The 22337-nt window shown below is 69.2% G+C and carries 24 protein-coding genes; 8 read left to right on the forward strand and 16 right to left on the reverse strand.

The genetic code is table 11. The annotated features are described in order from the left end of the window. Nucleotides 1–30: 30 nt before the first annotated feature. Nucleotides 31–1197 carry a methionine adenosyltransferase gene (gene metK / locus GPA22_RS06095; protein ID WP_169255202.1) on the reverse strand — a complete coding sequence of 389 codons (1167 nt, stop codon included), beginning with the start codon at nt 1195–1197 and terminating at the stop codon, nt 31–33. Nucleotides 1198–1390: 193 nt separating this feature from the next. Here metK and GPA22_RS06100 point away from each other — a divergent pair, with 193 nt between their 5' ends. The 7 genes from GPA22_RS06100 (at nt 1391) to GPA22_RS06130 (ending at nt 7793) form a co-directional block, all read left to right on the forward strand. After that, nucleotides 1391–2305 carry a lysophospholipid acyltransferase family protein gene (locus GPA22_RS06100; protein WP_169255203.1) on the forward strand — a complete coding sequence of 305 codons (915 nt, stop codon included), beginning with the start codon at nt 1391–1393 and terminating at the stop codon, nt 2303–2305. Further along, nucleotides 2302–3189 carry a lysophospholipid acyltransferase family protein gene (locus tag GPA22_RS06105; RefSeq protein WP_169255204.1) on the forward strand — a complete coding sequence of 296 codons (888 nt, stop codon included), beginning with the start codon at nt 2302–2304 and terminating at the stop codon, nt 3187–3189. Before GPA22_RS06100 ends, GPA22_RS06105 begins: the two co-directional genes overlap by 4 nt. Before the next feature lie 108 nt (nt 3190–3297). Further along, nucleotides 3298–4131, forward strand: coding sequence for a diaminopimelate epimerase (dapF, locus tag GPA22_RS06110; RefSeq protein ID WP_169255205.1), 834 nt, complete (start codon nt 3298–3300; stop codon nt 4129–4131). 91 nt (nt 4132–4222) lie between these two features. After that, entirely contained in the window at nt 4223–4873 is a 651-nt protein-coding gene (locus GPA22_RS06115; RefSeq protein ID WP_169255206.1) for a DUF484 family protein, read from the forward strand. A 2-nt stretch (nt 4874–4875) separates the two neighbouring features. After that, complete coding sequence (xerC, locus tag GPA22_RS06120) at nt 4876–5802, forward strand: tyrosine recombinase XerC (protein ID WP_169255207.1); 927 nt, start codon at nt 4876–4878, stop codon at nt 5800–5802. Between the two features lie 193 nt (nt 5803–5995). Further along, entirely contained in the window at nt 5996–6505 is a 510-nt protein-coding gene (locus GPA22_RS06125; RefSeq protein WP_211168964.1) for an IclR family transcriptional regulator, read from the forward strand. A 97-nt stretch (nt 6506–6602) separates the two neighbouring features. Further along, nucleotides 6603–7793 (forward strand): class I SAM-dependent rRNA methyltransferase, encoded by a 1191-nt coding sequence (locus GPA22_RS06130; RefSeq protein ID WP_169255208.1) that lies wholly within the window; start codon nt 6603–6605, stop codon nt 7791–7793. Nucleotides 7794–7914: 121 nt separating this feature from the next. Here GPA22_RS06130 and GPA22_RS06135 read toward each other — a convergent pair whose 3' ends face one another. The 14 genes from GPA22_RS06135 to GPA22_RS06200 form a co-directional block, all read right to left on the reverse strand. After that, nucleotides 7915–8268, reverse strand: a complete 354-nt coding sequence (locus GPA22_RS06135) for a hypothetical protein (protein ID WP_169255209.1) — start codon at nt 8266–8268, stop codon at nt 7915–7917. Between the two features lie 9 nt (nt 8269–8277). Then, nucleotides 8278–9327 (reverse strand): Holliday junction branch migration DNA helicase RuvB, encoded by a 1050-nt coding sequence (gene ruvB, locus GPA22_RS06140; RefSeq protein WP_169255210.1) that lies wholly within the window; start codon nt 9325–9327, stop codon nt 8278–8280. A gap of 154 nt (nt 9328–9481) precedes the next feature. After that, nucleotides 9482–10081 (reverse strand): Holliday junction branch migration protein RuvA, encoded by a 600-nt coding sequence (ruvA, locus tag GPA22_RS06145; RefSeq protein WP_169255211.1) that lies wholly within the window; start codon nt 10079–10081, stop codon nt 9482–9484. A gap of 22 nt (nt 10082–10103) precedes the next feature. Beyond that, on the reverse strand, nt 10104–11066 hold the full coding sequence (locus tag GPA22_RS06150) for a prenyltransferase (protein WP_343035961.1): 963 nt from the start codon (nt 11064–11066) through the stop codon (nt 10104–10106). Further along, nucleotides 11063–12517: a ribonuclease G gene (rng, locus tag GPA22_RS06155; RefSeq protein WP_169255212.1), complete on the reverse strand. Its 1455-nt coding sequence runs from the start codon at nt 12515–12517 to the stop codon at nt 11063–11065. Before rng ends, GPA22_RS06150 begins: the two co-directional genes overlap by 4 nt. Nucleotides 12518–12622: 105 nt before the next feature. After that, nucleotides 12623–13243: a Maf family protein gene (locus tag GPA22_RS06160; RefSeq protein WP_169255213.1), complete on the reverse strand. Its 621-nt coding sequence runs from the start codon at nt 13241–13243 to the stop codon at nt 12623–12625. Between the two features lie 123 nt (nt 13244–13366). Continuing rightward, entirely contained in the window at nt 13367–13837 is a 471-nt protein-coding gene (rlmH, locus tag GPA22_RS06165; protein WP_169255214.1) for a 23S rRNA (pseudouridine(1915)-N(3))-methyltransferase RlmH, read from the reverse strand. 52 nt (nt 13838–13889) lie between these two features. Next, the gene (rsfS, locus tag GPA22_RS06170) at nt 13890–14258 is read right to left on the reverse strand and encodes a ribosome silencing factor (protein ID WP_169255215.1); all 369 of its coding nucleotides are present in this window, start codon (nt 14256–14258) and stop codon (nt 13890–13892) included. Beyond that, on the reverse strand, nt 14258–14941 hold the full coding sequence (gene nadD, locus GPA22_RS06175) for a nicotinate-nucleotide adenylyltransferase (RefSeq protein WP_169255216.1): 684 nt from the start codon (nt 14939–14941) through the stop codon (nt 14258–14260). The genes rsfS and nadD overlap by 1 nt, the downstream gene beginning before the upstream one ends. Next, nucleotides 14922–15695, reverse strand: a complete 774-nt coding sequence (locus GPA22_RS06180) for a BPSS1780 family membrane protein (RefSeq protein ID WP_169255217.1) — start codon at nt 15693–15695, stop codon at nt 14922–14924. The genes nadD and GPA22_RS06180 overlap by 20 nt, the downstream gene beginning before the upstream one ends. Nucleotides 15696–15698: 3 nt before the next feature. Continuing rightward, nucleotides 15699–16535: a BPSS1780 family membrane protein gene (locus GPA22_RS06185; RefSeq protein WP_246264109.1), complete on the reverse strand. Its 837-nt coding sequence runs from the start codon at nt 16533–16535 to the stop codon at nt 15699–15701. Between the two features lie 3 nt (nt 16536–16538). Continuing rightward, entirely contained in the window at nt 16539–17480 is a 942-nt protein-coding gene (locus GPA22_RS06190) for a homoserine kinase (protein ID WP_169255218.1), read from the reverse strand. A 44-nt stretch (nt 17481–17524) separates the two neighbouring features. Continuing rightward, on the reverse strand, nt 17525–17845 hold the full coding sequence (locus GPA22_RS06195; RefSeq protein ID WP_169255219.1) for a DUF2782 domain-containing protein: 321 nt from the start codon (nt 17843–17845) through the stop codon (nt 17525–17527). A 54-nt stretch (nt 17846–17899) separates the two neighbouring features. Beyond that, the gene (locus tag GPA22_RS06200) at nt 17900–18625 is read right to left on the reverse strand and encodes an LOG family protein (protein ID WP_169255220.1); all 726 of its coding nucleotides are present in this window, start codon (nt 18623–18625) and stop codon (nt 17900–17902) included. Nucleotides 18626–18715: 90 nt separating this feature from the next. On the opposite strand from GPA22_RS06200, the gene polA reads away from it, so the two are divergent. Next, nucleotides 18716–21493 carry a DNA polymerase I gene (gene polA, locus GPA22_RS06205; RefSeq protein ID WP_169255221.1) on the forward strand — a complete coding sequence of 926 codons (2778 nt, stop codon included), beginning with the start codon at nt 18716–18718 and terminating at the stop codon, nt 21491–21493. 40 nt (nt 21494–21533) lie between these two features. On the opposite strand, the gene GPA22_RS06210 is transcribed toward polA, so the two are convergent. Continuing rightward, entirely contained in the window at nt 21534–22295 is a 762-nt protein-coding gene (locus GPA22_RS06210) for a polysaccharide deacetylase family protein (protein WP_169255222.1), read from the reverse strand. Between the last annotated feature and the right edge of the window lie 42 nt (nt 22296–22337).

A 22337-nucleotide genomic window follows, 5' to 3' on the forward strand; every position in this document is an offset into this window, starting at 1 on the left:
GGGGCGGCATGCGCCCCGCGATGAGGCGTGTTACAGCCCGGCGTCGGCGCGCAGCGCGGCGGCCTTGTCGGTGTTCTCCCACGTGAACTCCGGCTCGTCACGGCCGAAGTGGCCATAGGCGGCGGTCTTGCTGTAAATGGGGCGCAGCAGGTCCAGTTCCTGGATGATCGCCTTCGGCCGCAGGTCGAAGTGGCGCCGGATCAACTCGACGATCTTCTCGTCGGCGACCTTGCCGGTGCCGAAGGTGTTGACCATCAGCGACACCGGCTTCGCGACGCCGATCGCGTAGGCGACCTGCACTTCGCAGCGCTCGGCGAGGCCCGCGGCGACGATGTTCTTCGCCACCCAGCGGCCGGCGTAGGCCGCCGAACGGTCGACCTTGGACGGGTCCTTGCCGGAGAACGCGCCGCCGCCGTGGTGGGCCGCGCCGCCGTAGGTGTCGACGATGATCTTGCGGCCGGTGAGGCCGCAGTCGCCGTGCGGGCCGCCGATGACGAAGCGGCCGGTCGGGTTGATGAGGTAGCGCACGTCGCCCTGCATCAGCTCCTTCGGCAGCACCGGCTTGATGACCTCCTCGATCACCGCCTCGCTGATCTGCGCATGCGACACCTCCGGGCTGTGCTGCGTCGACACCACCACGGTGTCGATCGCGACCGGCTTGCCGTCGACGTACTTCACGGTGAGCTGGCTCTTCGCGTCCGGGCGCAGCCAGTTGAGGCGGCCGTCCTTGCGCAGCTCGGCCTGGCGCTGCATGATGCGGTGCGCATAGTAGATGGGCAGCGGCATCAGGCTCGGCGTCTCGTTGCACGCGTAGCCGAACATCAGGCCCTGGTCGCCCGCGCCCTGGTCGAGGTCGATGCCTTCGCCTTCATTCACCCCCTGGGCGATGTCCGCCGACTGGCGGTTGATCGCGGCGAGCACCGCGCAGCTCTTGTAGTCGAAGCCGATGTCGGAGTTGTCGTAGCCGATGCGGCGGATGACTTCCTGCGCGATCTCGCGGTAATTCGGGTGCGCAGAGGTGGTGATCTCGCCGGAGATCACGACGAGGCCGGTTGACACCAGCGTCTCGCAGGCGACGCGCGCCTTCGGGTCGTCCGCGAGGATGGCGTCGAGGACGCCGTCGGACACCTGGTCCGCCACCTTGTCGGGGTGGCCTTCCGAGACCGATTCCGAGGTGAAGAGGAATTCCTTGCTCATGCACTGCTCCTGAAAACAAAAATCCCCGGTGCTGTCCGGCGTTGCCGGCTCCGGGGATTTCGTCGAGCAGGCGACGCTTTAGCAGTATTTGTTCGCCGCGACCGGTCTGGTGCGCTCGCGGCCCCGCCCTGCAAGTTGTCGTATTAACTCGGCGGGTAAGCGATAATTATAGCTTCCGAATTCAGTCGGTCAAATGTGCGCCGCCCGACGGGCTGTGCCCGCGCCGACGCTTGTGACCGTGACCGTCGATTTCCTGTTCCGTGTTCTCGCCCGCTTTCCGCTCGCCTGGCTGCACCGGCTGGGCGGCCTCGCCGGCTGGCTGACCTGGCGCTTCTCGCCGAAGTACGCCCGCCGCCTCGAAGAAAACCTCGCGCGTGCGCTTGGGCGCGAGGATCCCGCGATCCTGCGCGCGGCGATCCGCGAAGCCGGTCGCCAGGCGCTGGAGCTGCCTTACGTGTGGTTGCGTCCGCAGGACGAGGTGCTGTCGCGCATCGTCCGCGTCGAAGGTGCCGAGCTGCTCGAACGCGCGCGTGCCGACGGCGCGAGCGTGCTGCTGCTGACGCCGCACCTCGGCTGCTTCGAGTTGTGCGCGCAGTACTGTTCGACGCACGGCCCGATCACCGTGCTGTTCCGCCCGCCTCGCAAGGCCGCGCTGGGACCGCTGATGGAGGCGGGGCGCGCGCGCGGCAACATCAGCGTCGCGCCGGCCGACGTCTCCGGCGTGCGCCGCCTCGTGAAGGCGCTGCGCGGCGGCGAGATGGTCGGCATGCTGCCGGACCAGGCGCCGGGGCAGGGCGAAGGGGTGTGGGTACCGTTCTTCGGCAAGTTTGCGTGGACGATGACGCTCGCGGCGCGCCTGTCCGAAGTGAAGGGCGTGCGCGTGATCATGCTGTGGACCGAACGCCTGCCGCGCGGCGCGGGCTACGTGCTGCGCCTGTCGGAGCCGGCCGAGCCGATCGCCGGTTCGCTCGAGGAGCGCTGCGTGGCGATCAACCGGGCGATCGAGCGCCTGATCCTCGCCTGCCCGCAGCAATACCTGTGGGGCTACAACCGCTACAAGCGCCCTGCCGGGGTCGAACCGGCGCCGGCTGAAGGGCGGGCGCAATGAGGCTCTTCAGCTATCTCGCGGTCGCCTTCTTCTGGCTGTTGCACTGGCTGCCGCTGCCGATGCTGGCTTTCCTGGGGCAAGGCCTCGGCGAGCTGCTGCACCTGGTCGCGCGCCACCGCCGCCACGTCGTCGACGTCAACCTGCGCCTGTGCTTTCCGGAACTCGACGCCGCGGCGCGCCGGCGCCTCGCGCGTGCGCATTTCCGCGCGCTCGGCCGCAGCCTGCTGGAGCGCGGGCTGGTGTTCTGGGCGAGCGAGGAGCGGCTGAAGGGGATTGTCCGTTTCACCGGACTGGAGCGCCTGCGTGCGCTGGTCGAGGCCGGCACGCCGGTGATGCTGCTGTCGCCGCACTTCGTGGGCCTCGACCTGGGCGGCGTGCGCATCGGGATGGAGTTCGACTGCGTGACCGTCTATGCGCGGCAGAACAATCCGGTCTTCGACCGCCTGCTCTACCGTGGCCGCAACCGCTTCGGCGACCAGCAGCTGCTGTCGCGCCAGGACGGGGTGCGCAGCACCGTGAAGGCGATGAGGGCCGGACGGCCGTTCTACTACCTGCCGGACCTGGACTATGGCCGCAAGGAGACGATCTTCGTGCCCTTCTTCGGCGTGCCGGCGGCGACGATCACCGGGGTGTCGCGCCTGTCGCGGCTCGCCCGCGCGGCGGTCGTGCCCTGCGTGACGCGCCAGCTGCCCGGCGGGCGCGGCTACGTCGTCGAACTGGGTGCCCCCTTGCCCGACTTCCCGACCGCGGACGCCGAGGCCGACACCCTGCGCGTGAACCAGTGGATCGAGTCGGTCGTGCGCACGATGCCGGAGCAGTATTACTGGGTGCATCGGCGCTTCAAGACGCGTCCGCCGGGCGAGAAGCGTCCCTACCGATCCTGAGCCGGCTGGCGTAGTGCCATCGGGACGTCGCTGGACTCCCCCCGCATGCTGCGCGAGAATCTTCGGATTCGGCTCGCGCCGCTTCGAACCCTTCTGACGGAACCCTCCATGCACCTGCGCTTCGCCAAAATGCACGGCCTCGGCAACGACTTCGTCGTCATCGACGCCGTGCGCCAGCACGTCGACCTCACGCCCGGGCGCGTCCGTTTCCTCGCCGACCGCCATTTCGGCGTCGGCTGCGACCAGCTGCTGGTCGTCGAGCCGGCGACGCAGGCAGGCGTGGATTTCCGCTACCGCATCTTCAACGCCGACGGCGGCGAGGTGGAACAGTGCGGCAACGGCGCGCGCTGCTTCGTGCGCTTCGTGCATGAGCAGGGGCTCACCGCGAAGCGCGAGATCCGCGTCGAGACGAAGTCCGGCGTGATCGCGCCGCGCCTCGAGGACAGCGGCCTCGTCACCGTCGACATGGGCGTGCCGGTGTTCGAGCCGGCGCGCGTGCCCTTCGTTTCGGATTCGGAGGCCGTCGTGCAGCCGCTCGACGTGGGCGGCACCGCGGTCGCGATCACCGCCGTGTCGATGGGCAATCCGCACGCGGTGCAGGTCGTCGCCGACGTCGATGCCGCACCGGTGGCGGCGCAGGGACCGCTGATCGAGAACCATGCGCGTTTCCCCGCCCGCGTCAATGCGGGCTTCATGCAGGTGGCGGACGAGCACCGCATCCGCCTGCGCGTGTATGAGCGCGGTGCCGGCGAGACGCTCGCCTGCGGCACGGGCGCGTGCGCGGCGGTGGTCGCGGGCATCCGGCGCGGGCTGCTGGCGTCGCCGGTGCGCGTCGAGACGCGCGGCGGTGAGCTCGAGATCGCCTGGGGGGGAGTCGGTGAGCCGGTGCTGATGACGGGGCCGGCCGTGACGGTATTTGCAGGCGAGATCGAGCTCGCCTGATCGAAGCGGGCGGTGCCGTGCCATCCACGCGCCGTGCCGATTGCCAACGAACACGTGCGGGCGCGAACCGTCCGCAGGGAGTGGTCTTTCCATGAATGCAGCCGACGTCGCACGCTATCTCAAGGAACATCCGGATTTTCTCGCCGACCACGGCGAACTCTTCACCCAGTTGACCGTGCCGCATCCGCACGGCGGGCAGGCGATCTCGCTCGCCGAGCGCCAGCTGCACGCGCTGCGCGACAAGATCCGGCTCCTCGAAGGCAAGCTCTCCGAGTTGATCCGTTTCGGCGAGGAGAACGACGAGATCGGCGAGAAGATCCATCGGCTGACGCTCGATCTGCTCGAGGCCGAGGACTACGAAGGCCTGCGCCATGCGCTGTTCGAGAACCTGCGCGACGATTTCGCCGTGCCCAACATCGCGCTGCGCGTCTGGAACTCGGTGCTGACCCGCGAGGGCGACGATTTCGCGCCGATCAGCGAGGCCGTGCGCTCCTTCGTCGGCGACATGCGCCATCCCTATTGCGGCGCGCCGGTCAATCTCGAAGTGCTCGAGTGGTTCGGCGCCGCCGCCGCGCACGTGCGCTCGGTCGCGCTGATCCCCCTGCGGCGCGAGGCGCAGGTGTTCGGCCTGCTCGCGCTCGGCAGCCAGGAGAGCGAGCGCTTCTACCCCGAGATGGGCACGCTCTACGTCTCGCGCATCGGCGACATCGTCGCCTCCGCGCTGCGTCGCCAGCTGGGTTGAGCATGACGGGCCGCGACGACCCCGCCGTTGTCGCGGATCAGCCGCCGCCGGCGTGGCTGGCGGACTATCTTGGCTATCTCGCGACCCAGCGCCGCGCCGCGGCGTTGACGCTGGAGAACTACCGCCGCGATCTCGAGCGCCTGCAGCGGCTCGCCGACGGGCGTCCGCCGCAGGCGCTCACGGGGCACGACATCCGCCGCTTCGTCGCGCGCATGCATGGCGAGGGCCTGGGCGGGCGTTCGATTGCGCGCGTGCTGTCGGCCTGGCGCGGGCTGTTCCGCTGGTTCATCCGCCAGCGCCGGGAGATGGAGGTCAACCCCGCGGAAGGCGTGCGTCCGCCGAAATCCCCGCAGCCGCTGCCGAAGGCGCTGTCGCCCGATCAGGCGCAGGCGCTGCTCGACGCCGAGCCCGACGACGGGCTGGACGTGCGCGATCACGCGATGTTCGAGCTGCTCTATTCCTCCGGGCTGCGCCTCGCGGAGCTGGCCGCGCTCGACGTCGGCCCCGCCCTCGACCTCGTCGAGCGGCTGGTGACCGTGCGGGGAAAGCGTAACAAAATGCGTACGGTTCCGGTCGGCTCCCGGGCCGTCGAAGCGCTGCAGGCGTGGCTCGCGCAACGCGGCAATTTCGCCGCGGGGGACGAGGCCGCCCTGTTCGTCACGCGTAGCGGCACGCGCATGAGCGCCGGGGCGATCCGCTCGCGCCTGGCGCGCTGGGCGCAGACGCGCGGGCTCGGCGTCCATGTGCATCCCCATATGCTGCGCCACAGTTTCGCGAGCCACGTGCTGCAGTCGAGCGGCGATCTGCGTGCGGTTCAGGAACTTCTCGGCCATGCCAGCATTCGTAGCACACAGGTATATACGCACCTCGATTTCCAGCATCTCGCAAAGGTCTACGACGCCGCGCACCCCCGCGCCCGCCGTCGCTGAGGACGTTTCGGGCGGAAATACTTTCTAGATATTAGGGGCTTGCAAATGCATGCCCAAATCGGGTAGCGAAAATCCCGATTGGAAGTCGCGCGTGCGCTATGCTCAAAACGAGCACAACCGGATAAGCCCGGTTGTCCGACCCCAACAAGTCTGCCTTACGTCCGTTGGTGGGGACGTCAGGAGCAAGGCAGCCATGAGCCGCACTACTAAAGAATACAACGAAGCCATCAGCCCGAACGCCGGCGAGCGCGGGTATGCGGTGGAGGAGGGCGCTTGCGCGAGCCCGCTGCGTGCTGCGGCGATCCTGCTTGCGCGCTACCAGATCCGCAGCCTGAGGCGCCTGTTTGAAGAGTTCGAGCGCGACATCCTGTTGCCGCTGCTGCTCGGTGAGATCGCGTTGCATAACCTCGGTGCGCTCGAGAACAACAGCGAGTCCGCCCTGGACCTCGACGCCGACCGGCTCGCTTCCGTCATGCGTCCCTGCAATGCCTATTCGATCGCCGCCGCGACCGGTCTGCCGCGCGAGACGGTGCGGCGCAAGATCGTGCATCTCGTCGAACTCGGCTGGATCGTGCGCCGCGAGAACGGCCATCTGTTCCTGACGCCACGCGCGATCGATCATTTCGGCAGCCTGCTGGGCTCGCGCGATCTGCCCGAACTGCTCGACACGGCCGACCGCATCCGCCGACGCATGCAGGAGTGAGACGTGGCGCGTCGCCATCGGACGGCGGCGCGTTGGCTGGCGAGGCGGGACGCGCGGCGATAAACTCACGCGCCTGATTTCCTTTGCGATCCGCACCATGTCCAAGCTCGTTCTCCATCCCGGCAAGGAGCGTTCGCTCCTGCGCCGCCACCCGTGGGTGTTCGCCGGTTCCGTGGCCGGCCTCGAAGGCCGCGCGCGGCCCGGCGACACCGTCGAGGTCGTCGCCGACGACGGCCGTCCGCTCGGGCGCGCCGCGTGGTCGCCGGAGTCGCAGATCCGCGCGCGCATGTGGACCTTTGCGCCGGATGTATCGATCGATCATGTCTTCTTCAAGCGCCGCGTCGCCGAATCGGTTGCCCGCCGGGCGACGCATCCGCTGCTCGCGCACGAGAGCGGCGTGCGCCTGATCCATGGCGAATCCGACGGCCTGCCCGGCGTGATCGCGGACCGTTTCGGCGACGTCGTCGTGGTGCAGCTCACCAGCGCGGGCGCCGACAAGTGGCGCGATGCGATCGTCGCCGGGCTGGTGCAGGCCACCGGCTGCAAGGCGGTGTATGAACGTTCCGACTCCGACGTGCGCAAGCTCGAAGGTCTGGAGCCGACAACGGGTTGCGTGCATGGCGAGATGCCGCAGGAAGTCCTGACCATCGTCGAGAACGGCGTGCGCATGGAGGTCGACGTCGTCGCCGGCCACAAGACCGGTTTCTATCTCGACCAGCGCGACAACCGCAAGCTGACCGGGCTGCTCGCGAACGGGCGCAGCGTGCTGAACTGTTTCTGCTACACCGGCGGCTTTTCGCTGCAGGCGCTCGCGGGCGGCGCAGCCTCGGTGCTGTCGATCGACTCGTCCGGGCCGGCGCTGGACGTCGCGCGCCGCAACGTCGCGCTGAATCCGCATCTCGACGCGGGGCGTGCCGAGTGGCTGGAGGCCGACGTGTTCGCGGCGCTGCGTGCGCTGAAGGCCGACGGGCGCCGCTTCGACCTGATCGTGCTCGATCCGCCGAAGTTCGCGCCGTCGGCCGCGCATGCCGACCGCGCCGCGCGGGCGTACAAGGACATCAACCTCTTCGGCTTCCGCCTGCTCAACCCGGGCGGCATCCTGATGACGTATTCGTGCTCGGGCGGCATCGGCCTGGAGCTCTTCCAGAAGATCGTCGCCGGGGCGGCGAGCGATGCGGGCGTCGACGCGCGCATCCTGCACCGGCTGTCCGCCGCTGCGGATCACCCGATCGGCTTGGCGGTGCCGGAGGGCGAATACCTGAAGGGGCTGGCGGTCCAGGTCGGCTGATCGGCGTCCGACGGGAGCTCCGGACGTAGGGCGGAAAAGCGTAGCGCCTTCCGCCGTATGGCCTGTACGGGATTCCCGCGGCTGGAAGCATCCGGCGGAAGGCGCCTTCGGCTTTTCCGCCCTACGTCGGATCGGCGGCGCTACCGGGCGCGCGCCAGTCCGGGTTCGGGCCGCGTTCGCCGAGCGTGAAGGCCGCGCTGACGAGGCCCAGCGCGAGCAGGATCAGCAGGAAGTAGCGGAGCTGCCATCCGCGCGTCGGCACGCTGCGGACACCGCGGGCCGCACGCCGGATCACCATCGCGCCGAGGCCGGCGATCGTCAGCAGCCCGGCGCCGAGGAGTTGCGATGACAGGCCGCCGAGCAGCACGCCCCGCGAGGGGTCGAGCTGGTCGGGCCAGAAGAAGGCCGGGCCCTGCAGCAGCCAGGCGCCGCCCAGCAGGCACAGCGCCATCGTGAAGGCGATGAAGGTGCGCATCGTGCCGGCTTAGGCGCCGAACAGGTCGCCGTCGCCGCGTCCCGGTCGCGCGAGGCCGAAATGCTCCCAGATGGCGGCAGTGGCAATGCGCCCGCGCGGCGTGCGCTGCAGGTAGCCCTGCTGGATGAGGTAGGGTTCGAGCACGTCCTCGATGGTGTCCGAGGATTCACCGATCGCCGCGGCGAGGTTGTCGAGGCCGACCGGACCGCCGGCGAATTTTTCCAGCATCGCGCCGAGGAGCTTGCGGTCCATCAGGTCGAGGCCGAGGTGGTCGACGTCGAGCATGCGCAGCGCCGCGTCGGCGACCTTCGCGGTGATGTCGCCGCCGGCCTTCACCTGCGCGTAGTCGCGCACGCGGCGCAGCAGGCGGTTGGCGATGCGTGGGGTGCCGCGCGAGCGCCGCGCGATCTCGAAGGCGCCGTCGTCGTCGATCGTCACGTCGAGGAGGCGCGCCGAGCGGCCGACGATGAAGGCGAGCTCCTCCGGCGTGTAGAACTCGAGCCGCGCGACGATGCCGAAGCGGTCGCGCAGCGGGTTGGTCAGCATGCCGGCACGGGTCGTCGCGCCGACCAGCGTGAAGGGCGGCAGATCGAGCTTCACCGAGCGCGCGGCAGGACCTTCACCGATCATGATGTCGATCTGGAAGTCTTCCAGTGCCGGGTACAGGATCTCCTCGACGACTGGCGACAGGCGGTGGATCTCGTCGATGAAGAGGACGTCGTGCGGCTCGAGGTTGGTCAGCAGCGCGGCGAGGTCGCCGGCGCGTTCGAGCACCGGGCCGGAAGTTTGGCGCAGGTTCACGCCCATTTCGGCGGCGACGATGTGCGCGAGCGTGGTCTTGCCGAGCCCCGGCGGGCCGAACAGCAGCACGTGGTCGAGCGCTTCGCTGCGCTGGCGCGCCGCGGCGATGAAGATCTCCAGCTGTTCGCGGATCTTCGCCTGGCCGACGTATTCGGCGAGCCGCTTCGGGCGCAGCGCGCGCTCGACGGCGTCTTCCTGGCGGTCGGCGGGCTGCGCGGAGATCAGGCGCGGGGCCTGCAGCTTGTCGGTTTCGATCATGGCGCGAGTTTACTGCGAAAGCCTGGGGGGTGCCCCCGAATTCAGGCGTTCCGGCGCAGGGCGGAAAAACGAAGCGCCTTCCGCCGCAGGCCGATCGGAAAAAACGTGCGGCGGATAACGCCTTCGGCTCATCCGCCCTGCGACTCGCGGTGCTTCAGCCCTTCGACAGGCTCTTCAGCGCGAGGCGGATGCCATCCGAGACGCCGCTGTCCTCGGGCACCGATTTCAACGCGCCGAGCGCTTCCTTCTCGTTGTAGCCGAGCGCGAGCAGGGCGTTGAGGATGTCGCTGCGCGCGTCGGGGGCGGGCGCGGCAATCCCCGCTGTGACGGTCGCGCCCAGCGTCGGCAACGCCTTGCCGAGCTTGTCGCGCAGCTCCAGCAGCAGGCGTTCCGCAGTCTTCTTGCCGATACCCGGAATCTTCACGAGCCGGCCCGCCTCCTGCAGCGCGACCGCCTGCGCGAGGTCGGTGACCGACAGGCCGGACAGCACCGCGAGCGCGGTGCGCGCGCCGATGCCGGAGACCTTGAGCAGCTGGCGGAAGGCCGCGCGCTCGTCGGCGCTGGCGAAGCCGTAGAGGAAGTGGCCGTCCTCGCGCACCGCGAGGTGCGTGAACAGCGACACCGGCTGGCCGGTCGCCGGCAGGCCGTAGAAGGTGCTCATCGGCACGTCGATCTCGTAGCCGACGCCGTGCACGTCGACGACGATCTGGGGCGGGTTCTTTTCCAGCAGGTGGCCGGCGATGCGTCCGATCATGTGTTCAGATCCGAAGGTTGGGTCAGGCGTGGCGCGCGAACGCGAGCGTCGCGGCGAGCACGAGGCCGTGCAGGTTCGCTGCGGCGATCGTCAGCTTGATCGCCGGGCGCAGCTCGGCCGGCTCATTGGCGTGCTCGCGCAGCTGGCGCGCCGCATGGAAGGACAGCACCAGCGTCAGCGCCGCGGCCGCGCAGGCCTGCGGCAGGTTGTAGCGCCCGACCTGCAGTACGAGCCAGCCGTAGGCCGCGAGCGCGATCGCGAAGTAGCCCCACTTCGCGGTGTCGGCGCCGAGGCGCACGACCAGCGTGTGCTTGCCGGCGGTTTCGTCGCCGGCGCGGTCGGGAAACTGGTTGATGAAGAGCAGGTCCGCGACCAGCAGCGCGAACGAGACGCCCGCCGCGACCGGCGTCCACGCGAAGGTGCCGCGCTGCACGAAATCCGCCCCGACGACGACCAGCAGCCACGCGCCGGCGATCGCGAATTCGCCCAGCCCGCGGCTCGCGAGCCTGAGCGGTGGCGCGGAATAAGCCCAGCCGAGGACGAGTCCCGCGAGCCCGATCGCAATCAGGCCGCCCCCCGAACCGTAGGCGAGCCACAGTCCCGCGGGCACGACCAGGCCGAAGAGCGCATAGGCGAAGCGTGCGGTCTGGTTCGTTGTCAGCACGCCGTTCTGGATGAAGCGGCTGCCGCCGGTGAAGGGGTAGAGCCGGTCCGCGTTCGCGTCGTCAGCGCCGCTCAGCGCGTCGTGGTAGTCGTTGAGCACGTTCGCACCGGCATGCGCGAGCAGCGCGAACAGCACCGTCACGAGCGCGCGCAACGCATCGAGCGCGATGCCGTCGGCGCGCGCGGCGGCGAGCCCGATGAGGCAGCCGACCAGCGTGACGGAGAGGAAAGCGGGCCGCGTCGCCGCGAAGTAGCGCAGCGGCGCGCTGCCGAAACGCTGCTTCGTCGGCTCCCCGCCGCGGGATGTCGCGGGGGGCGTCACAGCAGCACGATGTCGAACTGTTCCTGCGAGTAGCTCGCCTCCGGGTGCAGCGAGATCTTCTTGCCGATGAAGTCCGACAGCATCGCGAGCGATTGCGACTCCTCGTCGAGGAAGAGGTCGATCACGTTCGGGGCGGCGAGCACGCGGAATTCGCGCGCGTTGAACTGGCGCGCCTCGCGCAGCAGTTCGCGCAGGATCTCGTAGCACACCGTGCGCGCGGTCTTCACCTCGCCGCGGCCGCCGCAGGTCGGGCAGGGCTCGCACAGCAGGTGGGCGAGCGATTCGCGCGTGCGTTTGCGGGTCATCTCGACCAGACCCAGCGCGGTGAAACCATTGACGGTCATCTTCGTGTGGTCACGCGCGAGCGCCTTGCGGAACTCGTCGAGCACCATGTCGCGGTGCTCGGGGTTTTCCATGTCGATGAAGTCGATGATGATGATGCCGCCGAGGTTGCGCAGGCGCAGCTGGCGCGCGATGGTCTGCGCGGCCTCGAGGTTGGTCTTGAAGATGGTGTCGTCGAAGTTGCGCGCGCCGACGAAGCCGCCGGTGTTCACGTCCACGGTGGTCATCGCCTCGGTCTGGTCGATGATCAGGTAGCCGCCCGACTTCAGGCTGACGCGCCGCGCGAGCGCCTTCTGGATCTCCTCCTCGACGCTGTGCAGGTCGAAGAGCGGGCGCTCGCCGCCGTAGTGTTCGAGCAGCGGCAGGACCTTGGGGCTGTATTCCGAAGCGAAGCTCGTGAGCTTCTGGAAGTTTTCGCGCGAGTCGACGAGGATGCGCGTGGTGTCGTCGTTGACGAGGTCGCGCAGCACGCGCTGGCCGAGGCCGAGGTCCTCGTACAGCACGCTCGGCGGGAAGCGGCCGGTCGCGCTGTTGCGGATCTCGCCCCACAGCTTGCGGAGGTAGGCGATGTCGGCCGCGAGCTCCTCGTCGGAGGCCGATTCCGCCATCGTGCGCACGATGAAGCCGCCGGCCTCGTCCTCGGGCACGAGGCGCGTGAGCCGCTCGCGCAGCGCCTCGCGCTCGGCCTCGTCCTCGATGCGCTGCGAGATGCCGATGTGCTTTTCCTGGGGCAGGTACACGAGCAGCCGCCCGGCGATGCTGACCTGCGTCGACAGGCGCGCGCCCTTCGTGCCGATCGGGTCCTTCAGCACCTGCACGGTGAGGTTCTGGCCTTCGGTGAGGATGCGCTCGATCGGCTTGCCGGTGTCGCCGTTGTGGCGGTCGCTCCAGATGTCCGCGACGTGCAGGAAAGCGGTGCGTTCGAGGCCGATGTCGATGAAGGCCGACTGCATGCCCGGGAGCACGCGCACGACCCGCCCGAGGTAGATGTTGCCGACGATGCCGCGGCTGGCGGTGCGCTCGACGTGCAGTTCCTGCACCACGCCCTGTTCGACGATCGCGACGCGCGTCTCCTGCGGCGTGAAGTTGATGAGGAATTCGATGCTCATGGAATAGCTGCCAATGGGAAATGCGCAAGCGCAGACGTGAGGCACCGATTGCGCATTGCCCATCGAGGGCGCGGCCCGACGCCCGGGGGCGGGAGCCGCCCGAGCTTACAGCGGATAGCCGAAGGCGTCGAGCAGCTGCGCGGTTTCGAACAGCGGCAGCCCCATGATCCCGGTGTAGCTGCCGCGGATCTCCTCGATGAAGATCGCCGCGCGCCCCTGGATGCCATAGGCGCCGGCCTTGTCCATCGGCTCCCCGGTCGCGATGTAGTGGCGGATCTCGAGGTCGGTGAGCGCGCGAAAGCGCACGTCGCTGGTGCTGATGCGGCTGCGTGTCTGCGTGCCGTCGCTGATCGCCACCGCGGTCAGCACGCGATGCGTGCGCCCCGACAGGCGGCGCAGGATCTCCGCGGCATCGGCCGCATCGGCCGGCTTGCCGATGATCTCGCCGTCGAGCTCGATCGTCGTGTCGGCCGACAGCACCGGGTAGAGCGGCAGGGTGCGCCACTGCAGGCGCCGCCAGCCGGCTTCGGCCTTGACGAGTGCGATGCGTTCGACGTAGTGCTCGACATCCTCGTCCGGCAGCGGTGTTTCGTCGACGTCCGCATCCGCGCCGCGTTCGCCGCCGCGAAACACCAGCAGGTCGAAGGGAACGCCGATCTGGCGCAGCAGTTCGCGCCGGCGCGGGCTGCGCGAGGCGAGGTAGATTCGGGCTTGGAGACTGGACATGAGTGCCGGGAAATGGGAGGCGGGATGCCGCGGTTGATGTGGCGGATTCTACCCTTCCTGCAAGCGATTGCCGCGAATGGCCGCGCAGGTGGCCCGATTCGGACCAGTGAGGCTTCGCCGGCCCTACTCGCGATGGTAGGGGTGGTTCTTCAGTACCGTCCAGGCGCGGTACAGGGCCTCGGCCAGCAGGGGGCGCACCAGGGCGTGCGGGAGGGTGAGGCTCGACAGGCGGAGGCGTTCGTGCGCGCTCGCCTTCAGCGCCGGTGCGAGGCCGTCGGGGCCGCCGACGATCAGCGCGACGTCGCTGCCGTCCGCCTGCCAGGCTTCGAGCCGGCGCGCGAGTTCGACTGTCGTGAGGTCGGCGCCGCGCTCGTCGAGGATCACGCGGCGGCAGCGCGGCGGCAGCGCCGCTTCGATGCGCGCGGCCTCGGCCGTCATCATCGCCTCGACGGTCTTGCCGGTCGTGCGCGGCTCGGCCTTCACCTCGACGAGTTGCAGCGGCAGCTCGCGCGGCATGCGGCGCGCGAATTCGTCGAATCCGGCCTCGACCCACGCGGGCATGCGCGTGCCGACGGCGACGACCGAGAGCTTCACGGGAGCGGGTGGCGGGTTTGCCGCCGGCCGATGGCCGGCGGCAGCGAAGCTGTCATTGCGCCGCGACGCTCGCGGCCGCGCGGCCGCGCCGCAGGGTCGAGGGGGCGGCCCACAGTTCTTCGAGGTTGTAATAGCTGCGGATCGCCGGCTGCATGATGTGCACGACGATGTCGCCGAGGTCCACCAGCACCCATTCCCCGGTCTCTTCGCCTTCCATGCTGACGACGGGGGCGCCCGCCTCGCGAACCTTGTCATGCACGTTGCGCGCCAGCGCCCGCGTCTGGCGGTTGGAATCGCCGGTGGCGATGATGATGCGGTCGAACAGCGAGGTCAGCCTGGTGGTGTCGATGACTTCGATGTCCTTGGCCTTGATGTCTTCGAGGGCGGCAACGACGGTTTCTTCGAGTGTGCAGGTGTCCATCAGGTTTTGCGGTAGAGGTGGTGCAACCCAATATAGTCGAGAACCGGATCGGGCAGCAAATAGCGGGCGCTGTGCCCGCCGTGGATGAGGTCACGGATCAGCGATGCGGAAATCGCCAGCGGCGTCATGTCGAAGGGGACGACCCGTCCGGCAGGGTTCTGGTGCAGGACGGTCGGGTCGGTGTCAATCCGACCTGCGCAGGCGGCGTCGAGTTCCGGCGACAGGGTGCCCGGCCAGCGCCGGCCGTGCGGTGCGAAGCCGGGGCGATTGGCGACGGCGATGTGGGCGAGGGCGAAGAGGTCCTGCCAGCGGTGCCAGCTAGGCAGCCCGTTGAAGGCGTCGGCGCCGAGGATCAGCACGAGCGGGCGGTCCGGTCCGTGCTGCGCGCGCAGGCGTTCCAGCGTCAGCACGGTGTAGCTCTTGCTGTGCGCGAACACTTCGCCGGCGTCGACGACAAGCCCGGGGTTGCCGGCGCTCGCGAGCCGCACCATCTCCAGCCGGTCGACCGCCGGGGACTGCGGTGCGCCGCGGTGTGGCGGCCGGCCGGCGGGGATCAGCGCGACCTGCGCCAGGTTCAGCGCCTCGCGCGCTTCCTCGGCGAGGCGCAGGTGGCCGAAGTGGATCGGGTCGAAAGTGCCGCCCAGCAGGCCCAGCGCACCCGTGTCAGGGTTGTTCGAAGGCATTCCCGGGTTCGCCGAAGATGTCGCGCGCGTTGGCGTAGAAGCTGGCGAAGACGATGGGGATGAGCAGCAGCGGCAGCGGCACCGACAGCAGGGTCGCGAGCATCGGCGAAGCCAGGCCGACGATGCCGAGCAGGATGCCGGGCAGGACCGCGCCGAACAGCGCCAGTGCGATCGAGTAGGCGAGGAAGGGGCGCCAGTTGCGCAGGCACGCGTAGAAGCTGAAGAACATCGCCTTGGGGGCCGAGAGCTTCCACCAGCCGGCGAGCAGCGGCGCGAACCAGTAGGCCATCATGACCGGCGTCGACAGCGTGATTGCGATCAGCAGCGCGAGGGTGAAGCCGGTGCTGGTGGCGACCTCGGCTTCGATCTTGCCGCCGCTGGTCATCACCTTGAGCAGCGTGCCGCCGTCGGCGAGCGACGTCAGCAGCAACACGAGCAGGCTGCCGGCAAGGTAGATCAGTCCGATCGTCACCAGCGCGGGGAGGTTCTGCTGGAAGCCGGAGAACAGCACGTCCGGCCCCGCCTTGCGTCCCTTGTCGATCGCCTGGCAGGTGTTGAGCACGCCCAGCGACAGGATCGGCATCAGCAGCGAGGCGATGATCTGGCCGAGGAAGGGAACCACGGAAACGAGGATCAGCAGCAGCAGGTAGCCGAATGACGCGAAGGTGAGCAGCGCCGGGTTGCGCCGCCAGATCTGCAGGCCTTCGCCGAGCCACGCGAAGCCGCGCCCGGACGGGAGTTGTCGTGCTTGCATGCGCTACTCGTCGGCGGTGTCGATGGGGGCGAGCAGCGCCGGAGCCGGCTGCGGGCGATCGGGGGCGAAGGTGTCTTTCCAGGCGGCGTGCAGGGCGCCGGCCAGCACCGGGACCAGGGCCAGCATGCCGAGCCCGGCCGGCAGCATCGCGATCCACACCAGCACGTAGAGGATGAACCCGAGCACGATGAAGCTGGTGAGGTTGGCGAGGCAGGCGCGCGCCGAGAGCTTCATCGCGTCGAGCGGCGAGACGCCCTGCAGCATCACGAGGGCCGGCGCGAACCACAGCGCCATCAGCAGCAGCACCCACAGCACCGTGAACACCGCGACGGCGAGCATCACCCCGCCGGCCGCGAGGCTCATGCCGGCGAAGGCGCCGACCAGCATGCCGGTCAGGGCCGCACTGCTGCCGACGGCCGCGGCGATGAGGGCTGCGAGCAGGGCGCCGAGCAGGTGGAAGCCGCCGATCATGAGGAGATTGCCTGCATGGCGGCGGATGCCGTCGAAGAGGTGGTCGACGCGCAGCGGCTCGCCCTGCGCCAGCGCATGGGCACCGGAGAGCATGCCGGCGACGAGGACCGGGAAGGCGAGCGGCGCGAGCGCCCAGCCGAGGAAGGGCACGAGGCCCAGGGCGCTGAGGGCGACGATCAGCACCAGGGTCTGGACGACCCAGATGCCAGGGCTGGCGGTGAAGGTCTTCCAGCCCGCGACGATCCATTTCAGGGTGTCGGCCGGGGTGACGTCACCGGGCGGCGGCAGCGGATGGCGGCGATGCGGCGCGCCGTGTCCGGCCGGATCGGCGGAATGGTGCGCGGAGTGGGTCGAATGCGGTTCGTTCATCGTTCAGAGCGGCAGGGAAGGCGCCGCCGCGATGCGCAGGCGCAGGATGTCGCGGTATTCGGCGGGCGGCTTCACGAGCACCATCTCGCCCGGCTTGGGCAGGTGGAAGTCTTCGGCGCGCGACAGCCAGAAGCGCAGTGCGGCCGCGCGCAGCATCGCCGGCCAGCTTGCGCGCTCGGCAGCGGTGAAGGGGCGTTCGGCATGGTAGGCGTCGAGCAGCGCCGCGCTGCGCTGCGGGTCGAGTTCGCCGTCGGCGGTCGTGCACCAGTCGTTCACGGTGACGGCGACGTCGAAGAGCAGCGCATCGTGGCCGGCGAAGTAGAAGTCGATCACGCCACCGACGTGGTCGCCGTCCCACAGCACGTTGTCGCGGAAAAGGTCGGCATGGATCACGCCCTGCGGCAGGCTGGCGTAGTCCACGGCGGCCTGGAAGGCGAGCTCGGCGTCGAGCAGGGCCTGTTCGTCCGCGGGCAGGAAGGGGCGTACGCGGGCGGCGGCGGCGGTGCGCCACGCCGCGCCGCGCGGGTTGTCCTGCTTGCGGCCGTAGGACAGGCCGGCGAGGTGCAGGCCGGCGAGCATCGCGCCGACCCGTGCGCAGTGCGGCGCGCCCGGTGTCATCTCGGACTTGCCCGACAGGCGCATCACCAGCGCGGCGGGCCGGTCGCTGAGCGTGCCGAGGTATTCGTTGTCGCGGTTGGCGATCGGTGCGGGCACCGGCAGGCCGTGGCGCGCGAGATGCGCCATCAGGTGCAGGTAGAAAGGCAGCTCGGCGCGCGGGATCGCTTCGAACAGCGTCAGCACGTAGCGGCCGAGCGTGGTCGTGACGAAGAAGTTGCTGTTCTGGACGCCGGCCGAGATGCCCTGCAGCTCGACGAGGCGGCCAATGGCATAGTGGCCGAGCCAGCGGGACAGCGTCTCGGGGGCAACGGCGGTGAAAACGGACATGTGAGGATAGGCGGTGAGTCAGTGGCCCGCGGGCCGGAATGGCATTACCAGGACTTGATCACCCACATCGGCACGGAGAGCGACGGCAGCACGTCCTGGCGGGACATGATGCCGTTGCCTTCGTGGTCGATGAGGTAGTAGGGCACGCCGTGCGGGGGCGTGACCTTGATCATGTAGAGCTTGCCGCGGATGCGGTACTCCTGGACCGTGTCCTGGCCGCGCTTGACGATCGTGACTTCCGGGTCCATCGACGGATCGCCGGCCGGCATCGGCGGCGGTTCGGGAATCGGTTCGAGCTTGGGGGGCTGCTGGGCCGCGACCGGGGTCGCGATGGCCATCAGCAGCACGATGAGTTTGCGGCGCATTGTGCTCTCCTTATATGCGCGGATTCTAGCAGGACCCGCGCCGTGCGTCCGTCCTCACAGGTTGAGCAGCAGTTCATGCTCCTCGGGCAGCGGCAGGAAGCCGCGGTGCTCGTAGTGCTTGAAGATCGCCTCGACGACTTCCTCGGGGGTGTCGATGACCTGGATCAGGTCGAGGTCCTCCGGGTTGATCATGCGCTCGGCGACCAGGCGATCGCGGAACCAGTCGATCATGCCTTTCCAGAACGGCCCGTGCACGAGGATGATCGGGATCTTGCGGCCCTTGCCGGTCTGGATCAGCGTGAGCGCTTCCATCAACTCGTCGAGCGTGCCGAAGCCGCCCGGCATCACGACGTAGGCCGAGGCGAAGCGCACGAACATGAACTTGCGCGCGAAGAAGTGCTGGAAGGTCTGCGAGATGTCCTGGTAGGGGTTGGAGCTCTGCTCCATCGGCAGCTGGATGTTGAGGCCGATCGACGGGCTCTTGCCGAAGTAGGCGCCCTTGTTCGCGGCTTCCATGATGCCCGGGCCGCCGCCCGAGATCACCGAGAAGCCGGCGTCGGAGAGCAGGCGGCTGATGCGCTCGGTCAGGAGGTAGTACATGTGGTCGGGCGGGATGCGCGCGCTGCCGAAGATCGACACCGCCGGCCGGATCGCGTTGAGCCGTTCGGTCGCCTCGACGAACTCTGCCATAATTCCGAAGATGCGCCACGATTCGCGCGCATTGAAGCGCGGCGCGGTGCTGCTCGGGGCGCTGGGGGGGATTTTCTCTTTCGCGGCCATGTTGTTCTCGTCTTGTCGTTCTGCCGGTCCGTGAGCCGGCGTCTTCTGATTCCGGGCTGCGCCCCGGATCCCCGCAAGGAAATCTGCCTGATGCCCGTCCTGTTGCTCGTCGATGGTTCCAGCTATCTGTATCGCGCCTTCCACGCGTTGCCGGATCTGCGCACGTCGCAGGGCGAGCCGACCGGGGCGATTCGGGGTGTGTTGTCGATGCTACGTCGGCTCGAAAGCGACTACAAGGCCGAATTCCGTGCCTGCGTGTTCGACGCCAAGGGCAAGACCTTCCGCGACGAGCTGTACCCGGAATACAAGTCGCATCGCCCGCCCATGCCCGACGACCTGCGCGCGCAGATCGAGCCGCTGCATGCGGCGGTGCAGGCGGAAGGCTGGCCGCTGCTGGCGGTCGAGGGGGTCGAGGCGGACGACGTGATCGGCACGCTCACGCGCCAGGCGCAGGAGCGCGGCTGGGAGGTCGTGATCTCGACGGGCGACAAGGACCTGACGCAGCTCGTGCGCCCCGGGGTGAAGTGGGTGAACACGATGAGCGAGGAGGTGCTCGACGAGGCCGGCGTGGAGGAAAAGTTCGGCGTGCCGCCCGAGCGCATCGTCGATTACCTCGCGCTGGTCGGTGATGCCGTGGACAACGTGCCGGGTGTCGAGAAGTGCGGGCCGAAGACGGCGGTGAAGTGGCTCACCGAGTACGGCACGCTCGACAACCTCGTCGCGAACGCCGACAAGGTGGGCGGCAAGGTCGGCGAGAACCTGCGCAAGCATCTCGACTTCCTGCCGCTGGGGAAGAAGCTCGTGACGGTGGCGACCGACGTCGCGCTGCCGCTGGAACTCGACGCGCTGCCCGCGCGCGGGGACGACAAGGCGGCGCTGCGCGCGCTGTACGAGCGCTTCGAGTTCCGCGGCTGGCTCAAGGATCTGGACGGGCCGGGCGGGTCGGCGCCGGTGCGCAAGGACGGGGGCGGCGCCCGGTCGGCGAACGCCGCTGCGCCGGAGGCATCGGGCGCGGTCGCCGCCGTGGAGGCGACGGACCCGCCCGCGGCGCCGGGTGCGCATCGCGGCAGCTACGTGACGATCCTCGATTGGGCGACGTTCGACGCCTGGCTGGCGAAGCTCGATGCCGCCGCGCTGGTCGCGTTCGACACCGAGACGACCAGCCTCGACCCGATGGCGGCGCAGCTCGTCGGCATGTCGTTCGCGACCGTCGCGGGCGAGGCGGCCTACCTGCCGCTCGCGCACCGCGGGCCGGACGTGCCGGCGCAGCTGCCGTTCGCCGAGGTGCTCGCGCGCCTCAAGCCGTGGCTCGAATCCGACGCCCACGCGAAGCTCGGCCAGAACCTCAAGTACGACGCGCACGTGCTCGCGAACCACGGCATCCGCCTCGCCGGCATGGCGCACGACACGCTGCTCGAGTCCTACGTGCTGGAAAGCGACAAGTCGCACGACATGGATTCGCTGGCGAAACGCCATCTGGGTCTGACGACGATTCCCTACACGGACGTGTGCGGCAAGGGCGCGAAGCAGATCGGTTTCGATGAGGTCGCGCTCGAGCGTGCGAGCGAATACGCCGCCGAGGACGCCGACATCACGCTGCGCCTGCACCGGACGCTGTGGCCGCAGCTGGAAGCGGTGCCGGCGCTGGCCGCGCTGTATCGCGACGTCGAGATGCCGGCGATGCAGGTGCTGTTCGACATGGAACGCACCGGCGTGCTGATCGACGACTTCCTGCTCGCGCAGCAGAGCGAGGAGCTGGGGCGGCGCCTGATGGCGCTGGAGCGCGAGGCGCATGAGCTCGCCGGGCAGCCGTTCAACCTCGGTTCGCCCAAGCAGCTCGGCGAGATCCTGTTCGGCAAGCTGGGCCTGCCGGTGGTCAAGAAGACCGCGACCGGCCAGCCCTCCACCGACGAGGAGGTGCTCGTCCAGCTCTCCGACGACTACCCGCTGCCGAAGCTGCTGCTCGAGCACCGCGGCTTCGCGAAGCTGAAGAGCACCTACGCGGACAAGCTGCCGCGCATGGTCAATCCGAAGACCGGGCGCGTGCACACGAGCTTCTCGCAGGCGGTCGCGGTCACCGGCCGGCTGGCGAGTTCGGAACCGAACCTGCAGAACATCCCGATCCGCACCGCCGAAGGGCGGCGCATCCGCGCGGCCTTCATCGCGCCGCGCGACCACGTGATCGTGTCGGCCGACTATTCGCAGATCGAGTTGCGCATCATGGCCCACCTGTCGGGCGACGCGCGCCTGCTGGAAGCCTTCGCGCACGGCGAGGACGTGCATCGCGCGACCGCCTCGGAAGTGTTCGGCGTCACCCCCGCGGAAGTCACCAGCGAGCAGCGCCGCTATTCCAAGGTCATCAACTTCGGCCTCATCTATGGCATGAGCGCGCACGGGCTGGCGAAGAACCTCGGCATCGACCGCGCGGCCGCACAGGGCTGGATCGACCGCTATTTCGCGCGCTATCCGGGCGTCGCCGACTACATGGAGCGCATCAAGGGCGAGGCCAAGGCGAAGGGCTACGTCGAGACGGTGTTCGGGCGCCGGCTGTATCTGCCCGACCTCCGCGCGCAGCAGGTGGGACGGCGCCAGGGGGCCGAGCGCGCGGCGATCAACGCGCCGATGCAGGGTACGGCGGCAGACCTGATCAAGAAAGCGATGATCGCGGTGCACGGCTGGCTCGGCGCGTCGGGGTTGAAGTCGCGCCTGATCCTGCAGGTGCATGACGAACTGGTGCTGGAAGTGCCGCGCGACGAGCTCGAGCTGATCCGCCGCGAACTGCCCGCGCGCATGGGCGGGGTGGCCGAGCTCGCGGTGCCGCTGCTGGTCGAGGTCGGGGCGGGGAACAACTGGGACGAGGCCCACTGACGGGCACAGGGGCGGTGCGGGACGCCGCCGTCCCGCAGGCTCAGGCCGGCAGCGCGAACGCCGCGCGCCGGATCGGCGGCTGCTTCGGCGTGTTCTTGAGGTGCATCTTCCACAGCACGCCGACCAAGGTGTCGCCGTAGGAGACCGCCTTGCGCGGCAGCGTCAGCGGGTCGTCGGCGGCGGTCGCCGGCGCGCGCAGGCAGGTCGTCGCGCACGCGTAGCCCGCTTCGGCGACCGCCTCGACGGCGCGGATGTCGTGGCTGCCGTAGGGATAGCAGAAGTGCGGCACGGCTTCGCCCAGCAGGTCTTCCAACATTGCCTTGCAGTCGCTGACTTCGCGCCGGATCGTCGCGGTGTCCTGCTCGGCGAGCTTGACGTGGTTCACCGAGTGGCCGCCGAAGTCGCAGCCTTCGCGACGCAGCTGGCGGATGCGCTCGGCGCTCATCAGCGGCGGCGTGTCGCGGCCGTCGCGCGCGAACCATTCCGAGGGCTTGCCGATCAGTCCGGCGATCAGGTAGACCATCGCCGGAAACTGGTAGCGCTGCAGGATCGGCCAGGCGTGCTCGTAGAAGTTCTCGTAACCGTCATCGAAGGTCAGCGCGACCGCGCGCTCGGGGATCGCCATCTCGCCCTTCACGCACGCGAGCACCTCGTCCATCGACAGCACGCGATAGCCGAAGCGGGCGAGCCACGCCATCTGAGCGGCGAAGCGGTCGACGCGGCAGTAGGTCGAGCGGTGCGCCTGCATCGGTGCGAAATCGCCGATCTGGTGGTACATCAGGATGTTGATGCCGTGGTTCATGGCGGGGGCGGGCGGGAACTCAGGGCGCATTGTCGCACGATG

Source organism: Aromatoleum toluvorans (assembly GCF_012910905.1).
GTDB classification, from domain to species: Bacteria; Pseudomonadota; Gammaproteobacteria; order Burkholderiales; family Rhodocyclaceae; genus Aromatoleum; species Aromatoleum toluvorans.